Raw genomic sequence first — 16,177 nt, forward strand, 5'->3', positions numbered from 1 at the left:
TCGTCGGATCCGTAAGTTTTCATCCGCCGATTGGCGTGACACATTGGGAGGTTCCCATGCGCAAGCAATCCGCATTCAAGGTATTCGTCGCTCTGGCGGGCTCGATGGTTCTCACCATGGCGACAGGCGCCATGGCGCAGACCTACAAGGCGGACGACATCGTCAAGCATTTCCAGCCCGGCGTCGTCGCACCGAAGCCGGCGGGCGTCACGCGCGGGCTGTGCATCGGCACCGAGGCCGAATGCGCGAAGGCTGGCCATGCGGTCGAGGTCGCCAAGCCGCCGAGCGCCTTCGATCTCGTGGTGAAGTTCAAGTACAATTCCGACGTGCTGGAGCCCGAGGCCAAGGGCAATCTCGACGAATTCGCCAAGGCCCTGAAGACGCCCCAGCTTTCCAGCCAGACCTTCATGGTCGAGGGGCACACGGATGCCGCCGGCAATCCGAGCTACAACATGAGCCTGTCCGAGCGCCGCGCGGAGGCGGTGGTCCGCTATCTCGGCGAGAAGGGCGTCAACACCGGCAAGCTCGTCGCCAAGGGCTATGGCCAGAGCCAGCCGGTGGTCGCCGACCCCTTCTCCGGCGACAACCGCCGCGTCGAGACGCGCTTGCGCGCCGCGAATTGAGCGCACGGTCGATCTGTTCACGGCGGTTCGTGGGGCTTCCGGGCCGCCGCGTTGCCGGGCGGGAAGAGGCATTCTGGGGAGAGGCATGGCCGCGCTGAATTTCGCCGAACTGTCGAAGCCGATGGCCGATGACGGGCCCTGCGGGCCGGACCTCGAGGACGACACCGACTTCATGAATGTCACGGCGCGGCTCGAGGTCGTGCTTCCGGTGGCGTATTTCCGCCGCGACGACGACGGCAGGCAGGTCGCCTTCGACCGCTCGAGCATCGAGTTCCCCGCCGCCTTCGCCGATCTCGGCAAGCTGATGGCCCGCTCGCAGGACCTCCGGCTCTTCGTGCTCGCGGCGAAGCTCTCGATCCTCAATCGCGACATCGCCGGCTTTGCCGCCTGTCTCTCAGCCATGGCGGAGATCCTCGGCGAGCATTGGGAGGAGGTGCATCCGCGCGCGCTGGATGGCGACTTCATCATGCGCGAGGTCACGCTGCAGGGGCTGGACGATTTGCCGACCGTGGTTCTGCCGTTGCAGCACGCGCCGCTGTTCGTGAGCCGCCGCATCGGCGCCTTCGCCTTCCGCAGCCAGCTTGTCGCCAGCGGCGAGACGAAGCTGGTCGAGGGCGAGCAGCATCCCGATGCGGGCGCGATCCAGGCGGCGCTGGGGGAGGTCGAGGTCGATGCCCTGACGGCGACCCTCGGCCATATCAACGCCGCGCGCGAAGGGCTCGCGCGCCTGCGTGCGATCTGGATCGAGAGAGTAGGCGTCGATCATCCGCTCGGCTTCCCGCGCCTCGTGGCACTTCTGGACCAGATCGCCGGCTTTCTGGACATGGCGGTCGCGCGGCGCGTTCCGGGGCATCAGCCCTCGGCGGCGGCTGCGGCGACCGACGCGCAGATGCCGGCAACTAGCGCTGCAACCTTCAATCCGGGCGGCCTTTCGAGCATCCTCCAAGTGAAGGATACGCTGGCGGCCTGCCTCGGCTACTTTCGCAAAACGGAGCCGTCGAGCCCGGCTGTCCTGCTGATCGGGCAGGCGCAGCAGCTCATCGGCAAGTCGCTGATCGAGGTCATCCAGATCATGTTTCCGGAGCACGTCGACAAGGCGGTTCTCGAGATCGGCGAAGTGCGCCGGTTCAGGCTGCCGCTCGAGCGTCTTCCGGTGCCGGACGGCCATGATTCCGAGGCGGGGGAGGACGGTTACGACAGCGCCTCCGTCGAAAGCGATGACGGCGACGGCCATGACGACGGCGTGGTGGAAGAGTCCGAGCCCTTGGCCGAGGGCGGAGAGGCCGATTCCGGTGTGGCGGAGGCTCCGTCCCACGTGCCGCCGCCGGCTGCCGCCATGGCGGTGATCGCCATCGGCAACCGCGCCGATGCGGTCAACGCGATGAGGGCGGTCGCATCCTTCTACCGGCAGGTGGAGCCTTCGCATCCGACGCCGCTCCTGATGGACAAGGCCTGCGCTCTGGCGCAGCATGATTTCATGTCGCTGCTCGGCAATATCCTGCCCGAGGTTGCGCAGATGCCGGATGCCGACAGCTAGGGAAGTTTTTCGGTTTCGATTTGAACCTCTCGTCGCGATGATGAGACTATATCGATGAATTCCGAAGTTCTATACAGTATCACGCTACGTCAGCGTGGTCCGGTTAGCAAAAGGGGCATGCGTCATGGCCGGAGATTCAGGGCAGAAGTTCATTCGCCGCAACAGGCCGCCTCGGGTGCACATCACCTATGAGGACCCCTACAACGCCGAGCAGAAGATCGAGCTGCCCTTCGTGATGGGCGTGCTGGCCGATCTCTCGGGCAACGCCTCGGCGGTCGAGAAGCCGGAGATCTCGCAGCGCAAGTTCCTTGACGTCGACATGGACAATTTCGACCAGCGCATGGCCGCGATCGAGCCGGGCCTTGCCTTCAACGTGTCCAACAAGCTCGGCGAGGACGAAAGCGAGAAGCTCTCCGTCGCGCTGAAGTTCACCAAGTTCGAGGATTTCAACCCCGCGGCCGTCGCCCGCCAGATCCCGGCGACCGCCAAGCTGCTGGAGGCGCGCGAGCAGCTCGCCAACCTGCTGCGCTACATGGACGGCAAGATGGCGGCGAGCGACCAGATCAAGGCGCTGCTGGCCGATCCGCAGCTGATGACAGCCCTCAAGGACAGGCTCGGCAAGAACGGGAAGCCCGAGGGCGAGGCGCAGAACTGAGGCAGGGCGCGGGCCCTCTTTCCGGGTCGGCAGGCGGTTAAGCGAGCGAGGCGGCAATGGCAGCGGAAGCACAAACCCAACAGCCCGGCGGGGCGGCAGTCGAGACGCGCGAGATCGACGATTTCTCGGCGATCCTGAAGCAGAGTTTCAAACCCAGAACGGAACGCGCGGCGACGGAAGTCGAGAACGCGGTCGCGACCCTCGTCAATCAGGCGTTGGCGGATTCGACCGTGATCAAGGGCGACGTCATCGACACGATCGAGGAGATGATCGCGCGGCTCGACGCCAAGTTGACCGAGCAGATCAACGAGGTGCTGCACGCTCCCGAATACCAGAAGCTGGAAAGCGCCTGGCGTGGCCTCAACTACCTCGTCTTCAACTCCGAGACCGATGCTCAGTTGAAGATCAAGGTGATGAACGTCTCGAAGAACGAGCTCTACCGCAACCTGAAGACCTATCCCGGCGCGCGCTGGGACCAGAGCCCGCTCTTCAAGCAGGTCTATGAGCAGGAGTTCGGCCAGCTCGGCGGCCAGCCCTTCGGTTGCCTCGTGGGCGATTATCACTTCAGCCACACGGCGACGGACGTCCAGCTTCTGCGCGACCTCTCGAAGATCGCCGCGGCTGCGCATGCTCCCTTCTTTGCCGGCGCCGATCCGATGCTGATGCGCATGGATGCCTGGACGGAGCTCTCCGATCCGCGCGATCTCAGCAAGGTCTTCGACACGCCTGACTATGCGGCCTGGAAGGGCCTGCGCGACGCCGCCGACTCCCGCTATGTCGGCCTGTGCCTGCCGCGCGTGCTCGCCCGGGTGCCCTATGGCGCCAAATCCGAGCCCGTCGAGGAATTCGCCTTCGAGGAGGATACCGACGGCCACAAGGGCGAGAAATACGCCTGGATGAACGCCGCCTATGCCATGGCGGTGAACATCAACCGCGCCTTCAAGGAATATGGCTGGTGCACCCGCATCCGCGGCGTCCAGTCCGGCGGCGAGGTTCTCAACCTGCCGACCCACACCTTCCCGACCGACGATGGCGGCGTGGATCTGAAATGCCCGACCGAGATCGCGATCAGCGACCGGCGCGAGGCGGAGCTGGCGAAATCCGGCCTGATCCCGCTGATCCATCGCAAGAACACCGACAAGGCGGCCTTCATCGGCGCCCAGTCGCTCTACAAGCCCAAGGCCTTCTCGGGGCCCGACGGCGTGGCGGCGACGGCGTCCGACAACCTGTCCTCGCGGCTGCCCTACATGTTCGCGGTCTCGCGCTTCGCGCACTACCTGAAGTGCATGGTTCGCGACAAGATCGGCTCCTACAAGGAAAAGGAGCCGCTGCGACGCTGGCTGCAGGAGTGGATCACCGAATATGTCGACGGCGATCCGGTCAATTCCAGCGAAGAGACGAAGGCGCGGCGCCCCCTCTCGGATGCACGCATCGACGTCTTCGAGGACGAGGAGAACCCTGGCTATTACTCGGCCAAGTTCTATCTGCGGCCGCACTTCCAGCTCGAAGGCATGGATATCGGCCTGAGCCTGGTCTCGCGACTGCCAGCTCCCAAGCAGTGACCGCCACCTGATCGGCAGGTGACGGAAGCACGAAGACCCTTCGACGCGCTGACCCGATGCGGGTGCGCGATCGGAGAGATGCGTCCATCAGCGCGCTCGCGCATCCGAGCAATCCGACGACCCTACTTTGGAGGTAAACATGGCTGCCGACTTTCTGCTCAAGATCGACGAGATCAAGGGCGAGGCCCAGGACAAGACCCACAAGGATACGATCGCGGTCGATTCCTTTTCCTGGGGCATCAGCAACCCCGGCTCCTACGCCCATGGCGGCGGCGGCGGCGCGGGCAAGGCGAACTTCCAGGACATGCATTTCACCGCGCAGGTCAGCAAGGCTTCGGCAAACCTCGCCCTGTATTGCGCCAGCGGCAAATACATCAAGAAGGCGGTTCTCTACGTCCGAAAGCAGGGCGAAAAGCCGCAGGAATACTACACGGTGACGCTCGAGGACCTGATCGTGTCGAGCTACCAGTCCGGCGATGCCGCCGGCGGTTCGAGCGTCCCGACCGACCAGTTCGCGCTGAACTATGCCAAGGTCGAGTTCCAATATCGGCCGCAGAAGTCGGACCAGACGCTCGACTCGGCGATCGAGATGAAGTGGGATCTCAAGGGTAACGCCAAGAGCTGAGCCGCGCGCACCGGCTCCGGCTGAGCCGGAGCCGGTTCGTCGCCCGCCCCGGACGCGATGTCATGGCCGACCCCCTTTCGAAGAAGCGGCTTCGGCCGCCTTTGATGTTCGCATTCCGCGAAGCGCATCTGGAGAAGGATGCGCGGACCGCGCTCGACCTGCGGGACGAGGGCGGCGAACGTGTGATCGCGCAACGTCGCGCCGCGCCGCGGGCCGCGATCACCGAGCCGAAGCTGCGGCGCGAGATCGCCATCGACCTCGACGCGCTGGTCAATACGGTCAATCTTGGCTCGGCGGTGGACCTTTCCGAGCTGGAGCTCGTGCGCCGCTCGATCCTGAACCACGGCTTCCCGGACATGACGCGATTGTCGATCGACGAGCACCGCGTCGATACGATCCGCGAGGATCTCGCCGCTGCCCTGATGGGCTACGAGCCGCGATTGATCCGCAATTCCATCGCCGTCGAGCGCGACAGGACGCTCGATTCCGCCGAGTTGAAGGTACGCTTCCTCGTCCGCGCCGATCTGAACTGCGAACCTTTGAACGTGCCCGTGCAATTCGTGGCCGATCTCGAACTCGATACCGGCAAGATCGCGATCAAGGGGCGGTGATGAACCAGGAGTTTCTCGATCTCTACAATCAGGAACTCCGGCTGTTCATGGAGCACAGCAAGGAGTTCGCGGAGGAGTATCCCGGCATCGCCGAGCGGCTGGGCGGGCTCGTCGGCGAGCGCATGGACCCGATGGTCGGTGGCCTTCTCGAAGGCGCGGCCTTCCTCGCCGCCCGCGTGCAATTGAAGCTGAAGCACGAGTTCCCCGAATTCACCAACAATCTGCTCGAACAGCTCCTGCCGAACTATCTGGCGCCGACGCCTTCGGCGCTGTTGGCGGGCGTCGTGCCGCCTTACTCCGATCCGGGCCTGCGCGAGGGGATGCGCATCGCGCGCGGCGCCTATCTCGACGCGACCTATCTGGAGCGCGAGCGGCGTGTCGCCTGCCGCTACCGGCTGGGCAGCGACATCACGCTCTGGCCGTTCGAGATCGTGGCCGCCGAGTATATTCCGGCGCCGGCGCCGTTGCAGGCGCTCGGCTTGCGCACCGATCAGCGCGCGCTTGCGGGGTTGCGCCTGACCCTGACGCACCGGGTGATGGCGGACCCCGAGCAGGAGCCGACTCCGGCCCAGGCCTTGAAGAATCCGGCGAGCTGGTTCGCCGGCTGCCGGACGAAGGAGCTCGCCTTCCATCTGCTCGGTGGGGAGGGCGATGCGGTCGCTCTCTACGAGCAGCTCTTCGCGAACTGCGTCGGCATCCATTTCCGCCATCTCGACGCGTTCGGCGACCCGGTGGTGACGCTGGGCGAGGGCTGCCGGCTGGAGCAGATCGGCTTCGACGAGAACGAGGCGCTGCTGCCGGCCGATACCCGCGTCTTCCGCGGCTTCGAATTGCTGCACGAGCTGTTCTGGTTCCCGCGCAAGTTCCTCGGCTTCCGGCTGGAAGGGCTGGGCCGGATCATGCCCAAGCTCACGGCCAAGACGGTCGAGCTGATCTTCGTCTTCGACGAGGTCAATACGCGGCTGCCCGGCGCGGTGCGCAAGGAGATGTTTGCGCTCTACGCGGCGCCTGCGGTCAACCTCTTCGAGAAGACGGCCGACCGCATCCCGGTGAAGAGCAACCAGCACGAATTCCATGTCGTACCGGACCGCAGTCGCGCGCTCGACTACGAGCCGCACAGCGTTCTCTCGGTGCATGCGCATTATACCGGCGGTCGCGAGAAGCAGCCGGTGCATCCGCTCTATTCTTCGCCCGAGGGAGCCTCGCCGGTTCACGGCCTGCACTATACGCAGCGGCGCCTGCCGCGGCGGCGTTCCTCGGCCGAGCGGCGCCAGGGGCGGGCCTCCGACTATACCGGCACGGACATGTTCATCTCGCTGGTCGAGCCGGCGAAGATGGGCGACAGCGCCTCGGTGGCGGAGCTGAGCGTGCGCGCGCTATGTTCCAACCGGCATCTCACCGAGCATCTGCCGACCGGCGGCGGCGGCGCCGATTTCCGGCTGATCGACAATGTCTCGCTCGACCTTGCCTGCCTTGTCGGGCCGACACCGCCGCGCGAGCCGATCGTCTCGCAGCTTCGCTTGCGTGCGGAGACGGCGAGCACGGGCGTCGTGACCTGGCGGCTGATCAATCTGCTCAGTCTCAACCATCTCGGCCTCGTCCAGCGCGGCGCCGGGCAGAATGGCGAGGCGCTGCGCGAATTGCTTTCGCTCTTCGCCGATCTTGCCGACAGCGCGACGGAGCGGCGCATCCGCGGCATCAAGAACGTCGACAGCCGGCCTGTCGTGCGCCGTTTTCCCCAGCGGGCCGGAACGGGGGCTGGGCGGGGCCTGGAAATCACCGTGCTGCTCGACGAGAAGGCCTTCGAGGGCTCCGGCGTCTTCCTGCTGGGCGCGGTGCTCGACCGCTTCTTCGCCGAATATGCGGCGATGAACCATTTTACCCAGACGGTGATCCGCACGGTGGAGCGCGGCGAGGTGATGCGCTTTCCACCGCGTGCCGGTTCGAGGCGCGTCCTGTGAGCGAGGACGCCGCCACGCCGCTGGAGAAGGCGCCGGGCTACCAGGCGAGGCTGGAGGCGGAGCCCTGGCGCTTCGACTTCTATGCCGTGATGCGGCGGCTGGAACGCAGCTTTCCGGAGCGCAGCCGCATCGGCGACGTCGCCTCGCGGCGCGACGAATATGTCGCGCTGGGCGAGCAGGCCTTCCTCGACTTTCCCGCCTCGACCATCGCGGAGGCGGGCCGGGACGCGCAGGGCAGGCTTCGGCTCTTCGTGAAGTTCCTCGGCCTGCTCGGCCCGCAGGGCGCGCTGCCGCTGGCGACAACCGAGGAGAGCTATCACTGGCAGCTCGCGCGCGACGATGCCTTTCCGCGCTTCCTCGATATCTTCAACCACCGCTTCCTGCAGCTCTTTTACCGCGCCTGGGCGGATTCGCGGCCGATCGCGCAGCATGACCGGCCCGATCTCGACCGCTTCGCCGCCTATATCGGCAGCATGATCGGGGTGGGTTCGAAGCCCTATCTCGACCGCGACAGCGTGCCCGATCCCGAGAAGCTCGCCCATGCCGGGCTGATCGGCGCGCAGGCAAAATCCGCCTCGCGGCTTCAGCGCCTTCTCGCCGGGCTGTTCAGGACGCAAGTCGAGATCGAGCAGTTCGTCGGCATGCGCCTCGTCTTCGATCCGGCGGACCGGACGCGGCTCGGCGGCGCGCATTGCACGCTCGGCGGCGACGCGCTGCTCGGCGCCAGCGTCTACAGCGTCGAGGACAAGTTCCGCGTGAAGATCGTGGCTGCTGACCTCGAACAGTTCGAGCGCTTCCTGCCGAATGGCGATCGCTGCGAGCCGCTGGCGGATGCCGTCTTCCTGCATCTCGGCGAGCAGTTCGAATGGGATGTCGAGCTCGCGCTGCCGGTGGGCGAAGTGAAGCCCGTCAGGCTCGGCCTGTCCGGCCATCTCGGCTGGACGAGCTGGATGGCGCCGAACTGGACCACCGAGGAAGGCGCGCTGCGCCGCGACGCCCGTTTCCATCCGGCCGAGCGCATGCGCCTGAAACGTAGCCGCGCTGCTGCCTAAGACCAGAGATCAAGGGGACGACCATGGCCGATATCAGCCTCGAAGCCGTCACAGGCAAGCTCAACCGGATCGGCTACGACACCTTCCTGCAGGCGCTGAGGCAGGCCAAGGGTGCCGGGAACCGCAATGTCGAATTGGCGCATTGGCTGCTGCAGATCCTGCAGGGCAGCGCCAACGACCTGACCCTGACCGCGGACCACTACAAGCTCGATCGCGCCAGGCTGCTGATGGACCTTGGCGGTGTCGTCGAGGGGTTCCGCAAGAACGAGACGGAGATGCCCGGCATCGCCAACCACATCGTCGATATCCTCGACCGTGGCTGGCATTACGCGACGCTGTTCTTCGGCGAGACGCAGATCAGGACCGGGCACCTGCTGGTGGCGGCGCTGAAGTCGACCGAATTGCGCCGGGCTTTCACCGGGCTTTCCAAGGAATTCGCCAAGATACCGGTCGAGGAGCTGGCGGCAGGCTACGGCAAGATCTGGGAAAGCTCGGAAGAGGAGAACTTAAGGCCGATGGATGGCTCGGGCCTGCGCGCCGCCGGCACGCCGGGCGCCGAGGCGGCCGAAGGGCCGAAGGGCACGACCGCGCTCGACCGCTTCTCGCAGGACCTGACCGCCAAGGCGCGCCAGGGTGGCATGGACCCGATCCTCGGCCGCGACGACGAGATCCGGCAGGTCATCGACGTGTTGATGCGCCGGCGCCAGAACAATCCGATCCTCACCGGCGAGGCCGGCGTCGGCAAGACCGCGATCGCCGAGGGTTTCGCCCAGCGCGTCGCGGCGGGCGATGTGCCGCCGCCGCTCAAGGGGGTCAAGGTCTGCGCGCTCGATATCGGGCTGATGCAGGCCGGCGCCTCGATGAAGGGCGAGTTCGAGCAGCGCCTGCGCTCGGTGATCGACGAGGTGCAATCCTCGCCGACGCCGGTGATCCTGTTCATCGACGAGGCACATACGCTGATCGGCGCCGGCGGGCAGGCGGGCACGGGCGATGCCGCGAACCTGCTCAAGCCGGCGCTGGCGCGCGGCACGCTGCGCACCATCGCGGCGACGACCTGGTCGGAGTATCGGCAGTATTTCGAGAAGGACCCGGCGCTGACCCGCCGCTTCCAGCCGGTACAGGTCGACGAGCCCGACGTGCTGCGTTGCTGCACCATGCTGCGCGGGCTGATTGGCCCGATGGAGAAGCATCACAAGGTTCGCATCTCGGATGCCGCCATCGTCGCGGCGGTGACGCTCTCGTCGCGCTATATCCCGGCCCGCCAACTTCCCGACAAGGCGGTGAGCCTGCTCGACACGGCCTGCGCCCGCGTCGCCATCAGCCAGAGCGCGACGCCGGCCGCGATCGAGGATGCGCGCGTCGCGATCAATGCGTTGGAGCAGGAGAAGGCGGCGCTGACCGCCGATGCCGATCTCGGCACCGACAGCGCCAAGCGGCTCGATGAGATCGAGGTCGAGATCGCGGAGAAGCAGGAGAAGCTCGCCGCCCTCGAAGCTGCCTGGGCGAGCGAGCTTGCCATCGTCGAGGAGATCAAGGCGCTGCGGACCAAGCTCGGCGAGAAGGCACCGGGCGCCGATCCCAAGGCCGAGGCCGTGCCGCAGGAGGCGAGCGTCGATGCCGGCGCCGCAGCGCCGGAGGTATCGGCTCCGACCGGGGAACCTGCAGCCGATCCCGAGGATGCCCGCGCTGCGCTCAACGCCAAATTCGCGTCGCTTGGCGAGATCGATCCGGCCAATCGGATGATCTACGCCCATGTCGACGAGCAGTCGGTCGCCTCGGTCGTCTCGGACTGGACCGGCATCCCGGTCGGACGGATGGTCAAGGACGAGATCGAGACCGTGCTCAACCTCGCCGAGACGCTGAACAGGCGCGTGGTCGGGCAGGGGCATGGCATCGGCATGATCGCCAAGCGCATCGAGACCAACCGCGCCAAGCTCGACAACCCCAACAAGCCGATCGGCGTCTTCATGCTCTGCGGCCCCTCCGGCGTCGGCAAGACCGAGACGGCTCTGGCGCTGGCGGAGGCGCTCTATGGCGGTGAGCAGAACGTCATCACCATCAATATGAGCGAGTTCCAGGAGGCGCACACCGTCTCGACACTGAAGGGCGCGCCTCCCGGCTATGTCGGCTATGGCGAGGGCGGCCGGCTGACGGAGGCCGTTAGGCGCAAGCCTTACTCGGTGGTGCTGCTCGACGAGGTCGAGAAGGCGCATCCCGATGTGCACGAGCTGTTCTTCCAAGTCTTCGACAAGGGCCAGATGGAGGACGGCACTGGCCGGCGCATCGATTTCAAGAACACGCTGATCATCCTGACCTCGAATGTCGGCACGGACGAGATCATGAGCATGTCGGCCAATGGCGCCGCCAAGCCCGATCCGGAGGCGATGGCGGTGAGTCTGCGCCCGGCGTTGCTCAAGGTCTTCCCGCCGGCACTGATCGGGCGGCTCGTGACGATTCCCTATTATCCGCTGTCGTCGGACATGCTGGCTGGCATCGTCCGCCTCCAACTCGGGCGCATCGGCAAGCGGCTCTCCGAGAACCACAAGGCGGCGTTCGCTTACGATGACGCGGTGGTCGAGCACATCGTCGGCCAGTGCAACGACCCGGATTCGGGCGGGCGCATGATCGACAACATCATCACCAACTCGATGCTGCCGGCGCTATCCCGCGCGATCCTCAACCTGCAACTGGAGAAGAAGCCGCTGACCGAGGCGAAGGTCTCGGTCGCGGAGGGCCAGTTCGCCTATCAGGTGGCGTGAGCCGCCTTTCCGAAACATCCCAGCGAGGCGAGGGCCCATGGTACCGGATCCGAGCAACCCGACCGATATCGCCAATGGCTCGCCGTCGCCGGCGGACTGGGTCGACCGCTACTGGAACGTGCCGGCGGGCGACACCCTGGTGTCGATCAACAAATACATGATCGGCACCCATAATTCCGATGCGGGGGCGACCAAGCGCAGCCTCGTCGTGCAGGAGGCGGCGAAGCGAAAGCTCACCGTCGACAAGAAGGCCTTCACCCGCGCCAGCATGGGCAAGGTCAGCCCGGGCGATTGCGAGCATATCCTCAATCTCGCCCTCGACACCGGCAAGGCGACCGAAGACACGATCCAGGCCTGGGCCGACCAGAGCCTCGGCGTCGACTGCACCGGCTTCGTCGTCGCCTATTACAACGAGATGAAGCGGATCAGCATCGACAAGTATTCGGGCGGCGCGGGCTGCCCGTTCCTCGTCGGAGCCGCCAAGGCGGGCAAGCCGCCGGGCCTTCCCAGTGCCCTGATCTGGGATTTCGACGAGATCCGGACCGGCGACATGGTGGTCTGGATGACCGACAAGATGCTGGAAACCCGCAAGCCCGGCCATATCGCGCTGGTGTCCTACACCAACGTCGTGCCGGACGCGCTGCTGATCGCGCATTCCAACGGCGCCAATGACGGCTCCGGCCATTTCGGCCCGAATCATGGCAGGCTTGGCTGGGACGGGGTCAAGAGCGGCGGCAACGGCAAGTACATCCAGGTCGACGGAACCGGCAAGGTGATCGTGGTCCGGCCGCCGGCCTGGATCCCTTGAACGCGCCTAGACCGACGCAGCGTCCTGCATGAAGTCGTCGAGCGCTTCGCTCTCCGCTTTCGACAACCGCAAGCCCAGCTTGCCGCGGCGCCAGAGCACGTCCTGCGCCCGGCGCGCCCATTCCGCCTTCATCAGGTAGCGCACCTCGCGCTCGTAGAGATCGGCGCCGAAATGGCGGCCGAGGTCGACCACGCTCTTCGCATCGCCGAGGATGTCGCGGGCGCGGGTCCCGTAGGCGCGGACAAGCCGCGTCGCCGTGCGTCGTTCGAGCCAGGGATAGGCCGCAGCAATCTCACCGACCAGCGTGTCGAAGCCGCCGACGGGGAAATCGCCGCCGGGCAGCGCGCCTGCAACCGTCCATTCGGCGCGGGCGGCCCAGGGTGCGAGCGGCGCGAGCTTGGCGATCGCGGCCTCGGCGAGGCGGCGATAGGTGGTGATCTTGCCGCCGAAGACGGAAAGCAGCGGCGCCTCGCCTTCGGGCGCATCGAGCGTCAGCACATAGTCGCGCGTCGCTTCCTGCGCCTTGGATGCGCCGTCGTCATAGAGCGGGCGCACGCCCGAATAGGTCCAGATCACCGATTCCGGCGTGACGGGCTGGCGGAAATATTCGCTCGCGGCGGCGCAGAGATAGGCGATCTCGTCCGGCGTCGCGACGACTTCGGCTGGGTCGCCGTGATAGTCGCGGTCGGTCGTGCCGATCAGGGTGAAGTCCTGCTCATAGGGAATCGCGAAGACGATGCGGCCGTCGGCATTCTGGAAGATGTAGCTGCGGTCGTGCTCGTAGAGCTTCGGCACGACGATGTGGCTGCCCTGCACCATGCGGACGCCGGCCTTGGCATTGGTGTGGATGACGCCGTTCAGCACCTCGCCGACCCAGGGGCCGGCTGCGTTGATGAGCGCCTTCGCCCAGATGTCGAAACGGCCTTGCGGCCCTTCCGCCGTCAGGCGCCACAGCCCGTCCTCGCGGATCGCGGCGGCGACGCGCGTGCGGGTGTGGATCGCGGCGCCGCGCACGGCGGCGTCCATGGCGTTCAGCACGACGAGGCGCGCATCCTCGACCCAGCAATCGGAGTATTCGAAAGCCCTGGCCTTGTCGTCCTTGAGCGGCCTGCCGGCAGGATCATGGGCGAGGTCGAGCGTGCGCGTCGCGGGAAGGAGCTTGCGGCCGCCGATATGGTCGTAGAGGAACAGACCGAGCCTGAGCAGCCAGGCCGGGCGCAGGCCCTTGTGATGCGGCAGCACGAAGCGCAGCGGCCGGATGATGTGCGGCGCGATGGCCCAGAGCCGCTCGCGCTCCATCAGAGCCTCGCGCACCAGCCGGAACTTGTAATGTTCGAGATAGCGCAGCCCGCCATGGATCAGCTTGGTCGAGCGCGACGAGGTGGCGCTCGCGAGGTCGTCCTTCTCGAACAGCACGACGGAGGCGCCGCGCCCGGCCGCATCCCGCGCGATGCCGCAGCCATTGATGCCGCCGCCGATGACCGCGAGATCATAGGGCGCAGAAGAAGTGGTGCCGAAGCCGGCCGTAGGCAATGTGGTTTCGGACGCCATGTGCTTTTGAACCCCGATCGAACAGGCGAGATAGCTTGAGAGAGGGGGCACGGCAATGGCCGAGCGCCGCTTGCGTGCTGCCCCGCGCGCGACACGCTTGCGCCAACGGCCCAGGCATTGTTCTGATGGCATCGGCGCCCATGCGCCGTTCCGTCGCCGAGCTTTCCCGGACCTGCTGCCGATATGATCTACACCGACATCGCGACGCGGACCTATAATCACGGCTGGCGGCTCGACCCGATCATCCGCAGCCTGCTCGATACCGATTTCTACAAGCTCCTGATGCTGCAGATGATCCGGGCCTTCCATCCGGAAGTCCGCGTCACCTTCTCGCTGATCAACCGTTCCAGGCATATCCGCCTCGCCGACATCGTCGACGAGGGCGAACTGCGCGCGCAGCTCGACCACGCCCGCTCATTACGGTTCACCAAGAAGGAACTGATCTGGCTCGCCGGTAACAGCTTCTACGGCAAGACCCAGATGTTCTCGCCGGATTTCATGGCCTGGCTCGCCGAGTTCCAGCTTCCCGATTACGAGCTTCGCAAGGTCGACGGCCAGTACGAGCTGCATTTCGACGGCCCCTGGACCCATACGACCATGTGGGAGGTGCCGGCGCTCGCGATCATTAACGAGCTCAGGGCGCGGCGCGTCATGCTGGGCCAGAAGCGCTTCTCGCTCGACGTGCTCTATGCCCGCGCCAAGGCGAAGATGTGGGACAAGGTCGAGCGGCTGCAGAAGCTGCCCAATCTCAGGCTCTCCGATTTCGGCACGCGCCGCCGCCATGGCCATCTCTGGCAGCGCTGGTGCGTCCTGGCGCTGAAGGAGGGGCTGGGCAAGGCCTTCAGCGGCACCTCGAACGTGCTGCTCGCGATGGATACCGATCTCGAGGCGATCGGCACCAACGCCCATGAATTGCCGATGGTGCTGGCGGCGCTGGCCGATTCCGACGAGGAGCTGCTGCGCGCGCCTTACCGGGTGCTCGACGAATGGCGGCAGGTCTATGGCGGCAACCTGCTGATCGCGCTGCCGGACGCCTTCGGGACGCAGAGCTTCCTGCGCCATGCGCCGGATTGGGTGGCGGACTGGACCGGCTTCCGGCCGGACAGCGCACCTCCCATCCCGGCCGGCGAGACGATCATGGAATGGTGGCGCGCGCACGGGCGCGATCCGCGCGAGAAGCTGCTGGTCTTCTCCGACGGGCTCGATGTCGATGCGATCGAGCGCGTCTACCATCATTTCGACGGGAAGGTCCGCATGGCCTTTGGCTGGGGTACCGACCTAACCAACGATCTCGTCGGCTGCTCGCCGGACGGTTCGCGCGCGCTCGATCCGATGTCGCTGGTCTGCAAGGTCACCAAGGCGAACGGGCGCCCGGCGGTGAAGCTCTCCGACAATCCCGAGAAGGTCTCGGGCGACCCGGAGGCTGTGGCGCGCTATCGGCGGGTGTTCGGGGTTGCATGACCGCGGGCAAGTAAAGATGTTGCCATTATGTTCTCGATGCGCAATTGTGGTTGCGGGTTGGGGGGCTCGGCATGTTGCACTTACTGGTTGTGTTGTTCGCCATGCTCACAGCGTGGCCGGAGCGATCCTGGGCTGAAGAACCGGTTTGCCCGGAATGCGGTGCGCCTCAACGCGATGCGGCTTCTTTCAAGAGCTCGCTGCTGGTCACCGTCAAGAACCGAGCCTTCGTCGCGGCGGTTGAAGAAAAGGCGCGCGCCCAACCGAAACCTGCACCGGGCATCGTCCACGCGGAGCTCGTGGGCGATGTCGTGGTCGTCGTCGTAGAAGATCGCAAAGACATATCTCGCTTCGTCATGAGCGGAGAAGGAAAGCGGTTCGGGCTTAGCAACCAGGATATGATGAATGCCGGCCGGGAGAACCTGAAGCGCAGGGTCTCGCGCCTGCAGATCGAGGAACATGGTCCCGTTCGGTCCCTGTCCTTCGAGGCTGACTACAATGCGGCGCTGATTCTGCTGCCAGAGGTCTGGTCGGCGATCCCGAATCTCCCTGCCGAGCTGGTCGTCGCGGTGCCGGCGCGCGACATCGTGGCCTTCGGCGACGGAGCCGATCCGGAGGCGGTCGCGAGCCTGCGCCGTATCGCCCGAATGCCGAGCGAGGGCTATTCGGTGACGAGCCTTCTTCTGCAGCGTGTCCGGGGGCGCTGGATGGTGAAGAATTAGCGCTGACCTCCTCACTCTGGCGTCACAGGAGGTCGATGGGGCCGGCCGGCTTGCATCGCCGCGCAAAAACCCCTAATGCGACCGCGTTTCTAGGCCCCGGAGGGCCGCCTTCGAGGACAAGGGTGTCATGGCCAAAGAGAAGTTTTCGCGGACGAAGCCGCACTGCAACATTGGAACGATTGGTCACGTTGACCATGGCAAGACGTCGCTGACGGCTGCGATCACGAAGGTTCTGGCTGAGTCGGGCGGTGCG

General features: G+C 65.9%; 14 protein-coding genes. 13 read left to right on the plus strand and 1 reads right to left on the minus strand.

Features of this window, described 5'->3' with window-relative positions:
• The first annotated feature begins 56 nt into the window (after positions 1 to 56).
• The 10 genes from IED13_RS21395 (at position 57) to IED13_RS21440 (ending at position 12,193) form a co-directional block, all read left to right on the plus strand.
• Entirely contained in the window at positions 57 to 623 is a 567-nt protein-coding gene (locus tag IED13_RS21395; RefSeq protein WP_113254798.1) for an OmpA family protein, read from the plus strand.
• Positions 624 to 708: 85 nt separating this feature from the next.
• The gene (locus IED13_RS21400; protein ID WP_191125405.1) at positions 709 to 2,160 is read left to right on the plus strand and encodes a type VI secretion system protein TssA; all 1,452 of its coding nucleotides are present in this window, start codon (positions 709 to 711) and stop codon (positions 2,158 to 2,160) included.
• Between the two features lie 124 nt (positions 2,161 to 2,284).
• Positions 2,285 to 2,815: a type VI secretion system contractile sheath small subunit gene (gene tssB, locus IED13_RS21405; protein ID WP_081925067.1), complete on the plus strand. Its 531-nt coding sequence runs from the start codon at positions 2,285 to 2,287 to the stop codon at positions 2,813 to 2,815.
• Between the two features lie 56 nt (positions 2,816 to 2,871).
• The gene (gene tssC / locus IED13_RS21410; RefSeq protein WP_038358310.1) at positions 2,872 to 4,377 is read left to right on the plus strand and encodes a type VI secretion system contractile sheath large subunit; all 1,506 of its coding nucleotides are present in this window, start codon (positions 2,872 to 2,874) and stop codon (positions 4,375 to 4,377) included.
• 139 nt (positions 4,378 to 4,516) lie between these two features.
• Positions 4,517 to 5,002, plus strand: a complete 486-nt coding sequence (locus tag IED13_RS21415) for an Hcp family type VI secretion system effector (RefSeq protein ID WP_038358308.1) — start codon at positions 4,517 to 4,519, stop codon at positions 5,000 to 5,002.
• A 62-nt stretch (positions 5,003 to 5,064) separates the two neighbouring features.
• On the plus strand, positions 5,065 to 5,613 hold the full coding sequence (locus IED13_RS21420) for a GPW/gp25 family protein (protein WP_248312699.1): 549 nt from the start codon (positions 5,065 to 5,067) through the stop codon (positions 5,611 to 5,613).
• Positions 5,613 to 7,574, plus strand: coding sequence for a type VI secretion system baseplate subunit TssF (tssF, locus tag IED13_RS21425; protein ID WP_191125406.1), 1,962 nt, complete (start codon positions 5,613 to 5,615; stop codon positions 7,572 to 7,574). Before IED13_RS21420 ends, tssF begins: the two co-directional genes overlap by 1 nt.
• Complete coding sequence (tssG, locus tag IED13_RS21430) at positions 7,571 to 8,626, plus strand: type VI secretion system baseplate subunit TssG (protein WP_260368355.1); 1,056 nt, start codon at positions 7,571 to 7,573, stop codon at positions 8,624 to 8,626. Before tssF ends, tssG begins: the two co-directional genes overlap by 4 nt.
• A 23-nt stretch (positions 8,627 to 8,649) precedes the next feature.
• On the plus strand, positions 8,650 to 11,385 hold the full coding sequence (gene tssH, locus IED13_RS21435) for a type VI secretion system ATPase TssH (protein WP_191125407.1): 2,736 nt from the start codon (positions 8,650 to 8,652) through the stop codon (positions 11,383 to 11,385).
• 37 nt (positions 11,386 to 11,422) lie between these two features.
• Positions 11,423 to 12,193 carry a hypothetical protein gene (locus IED13_RS21440; protein WP_191125408.1) on the plus strand — a complete coding sequence of 257 codons (771 nt, stop codon included), beginning with the start codon at positions 11,423 to 11,425 and terminating at the stop codon, positions 12,191 to 12,193.
• A gap of 6 nt (positions 12,194 to 12,199) precedes the next feature.
• On the opposite strand, the gene glpD is transcribed toward IED13_RS21440, so the two are convergent.
• Entirely contained in the window at positions 12,200 to 13,744 is a 1,545-nt protein-coding gene (glpD, locus tag IED13_RS21445) for a glycerol-3-phosphate dehydrogenase (protein ID WP_191125409.1), read from the minus strand.
• Between the two features lie 183 nt (positions 13,745 to 13,927).
• Here glpD and pncB point away from each other — a divergent pair, with 183 nt between their 5' ends.
• The 3 genes from pncB to IED13_RS21460 form a co-directional block, all read left to right on the plus strand.
• On the plus strand, positions 13,928 to 15,205 hold the full coding sequence (gene pncB / locus IED13_RS21450) for a nicotinate phosphoribosyltransferase (RefSeq protein ID WP_191125410.1): 1,278 nt from the start codon (positions 13,928 to 13,930) through the stop codon (positions 15,203 to 15,205).
• 71 nt (positions 15,206 to 15,276) lie between these two features.
• On the plus strand, positions 15,277 to 15,924 hold the full coding sequence (locus IED13_RS21455) for a DUF1444 domain-containing protein (protein ID WP_191125411.1): 648 nt from the start codon (positions 15,277 to 15,279) through the stop codon (positions 15,922 to 15,924).
• Between the two features lie 127 nt (positions 15,925 to 16,051).
• Positions 16,052 to 16,177 (plus strand): GTP-binding protein (locus tag IED13_RS21460; RefSeq protein WP_248312706.1); only part of this gene is annotated, 126 nt, incomplete at its 3' end.

The organism is Allobosea spartocytisi (genome assembly GCF_014764685.1).
Taxonomy (GTDB): Bacteria; Pseudomonadota; Alphaproteobacteria; order Rhizobiales; family Beijerinckiaceae; genus Allobosea; species Allobosea spartocytisi.

Bases quoted from the DNA above. Each gene is read 5' to 3' on its own strand.
- IED13_RS21395 (WP_113254798.1), top strand. From the start codon at position 57: ATGCGCAAGCAATCCGCATTCAAGGTATTCGTCGCTCTGGCGGGCTCG.
- IED13_RS21400 (WP_191125405.1), top strand. From the start codon at position 709: ATGGCCGCGCTGAATTTCGCCGAACTGTCGAAGCCGATGGCCGATGAC.
- tssB (WP_081925067.1), top strand. From the start codon at position 2,285: ATGGCCGGAGATTCAGGGCAGAAGTTCATTCGCCGCAACAGGCCGCCT.
- tssC (WP_038358310.1), top strand. From the start codon at position 2,872: ATGGCAGCGGAAGCACAAACCCAACAGCCCGGCGGGGCGGCAGTCGAG.
- IED13_RS21415 (WP_038358308.1), top strand. From the start codon at position 4,517: ATGGCTGCCGACTTTCTGCTCAAGATCGACGAGATCAAGGGCGAGGCC.
- IED13_RS21420 (WP_248312699.1), top strand. From the start codon at position 5,065: ATGGCCGACCCCCTTTCGAAGAAGCGGCTTCGGCCGCCTTTGATGTTC.
- tssF (WP_191125406.1), top strand. From the start codon at position 5,613: ATGAACCAGGAGTTTCTCGATCTCTACAATCAGGAACTCCGGCTGTTC.
- tssH (WP_191125407.1), top strand. From the start codon at position 8,650: ATGGCCGATATCAGCCTCGAAGCCGTCACAGGCAAGCTCAACCGGATC.
- IED13_RS21440 (WP_191125408.1), top strand. From the start codon at position 11,423: ATGGTACCGGATCCGAGCAACCCGACCGATATCGCCAATGGCTCGCCG.
- glpD (WP_191125409.1), bottom strand. From the start codon at position 13,744: ATGGCGTCCGAAACCACATTGCCTACGGCCGGCTTCGGCACCACTTCT.
- pncB (WP_191125410.1), top strand. From the start codon at position 13,928: ATGATCTACACCGACATCGCGACGCGGACCTATAATCACGGCTGGCGG.
- IED13_RS21455 (WP_191125411.1), top strand. From the start codon at position 15,277: ATGTTGCACTTACTGGTTGTGTTGTTCGCCATGCTCACAGCGTGGCCG.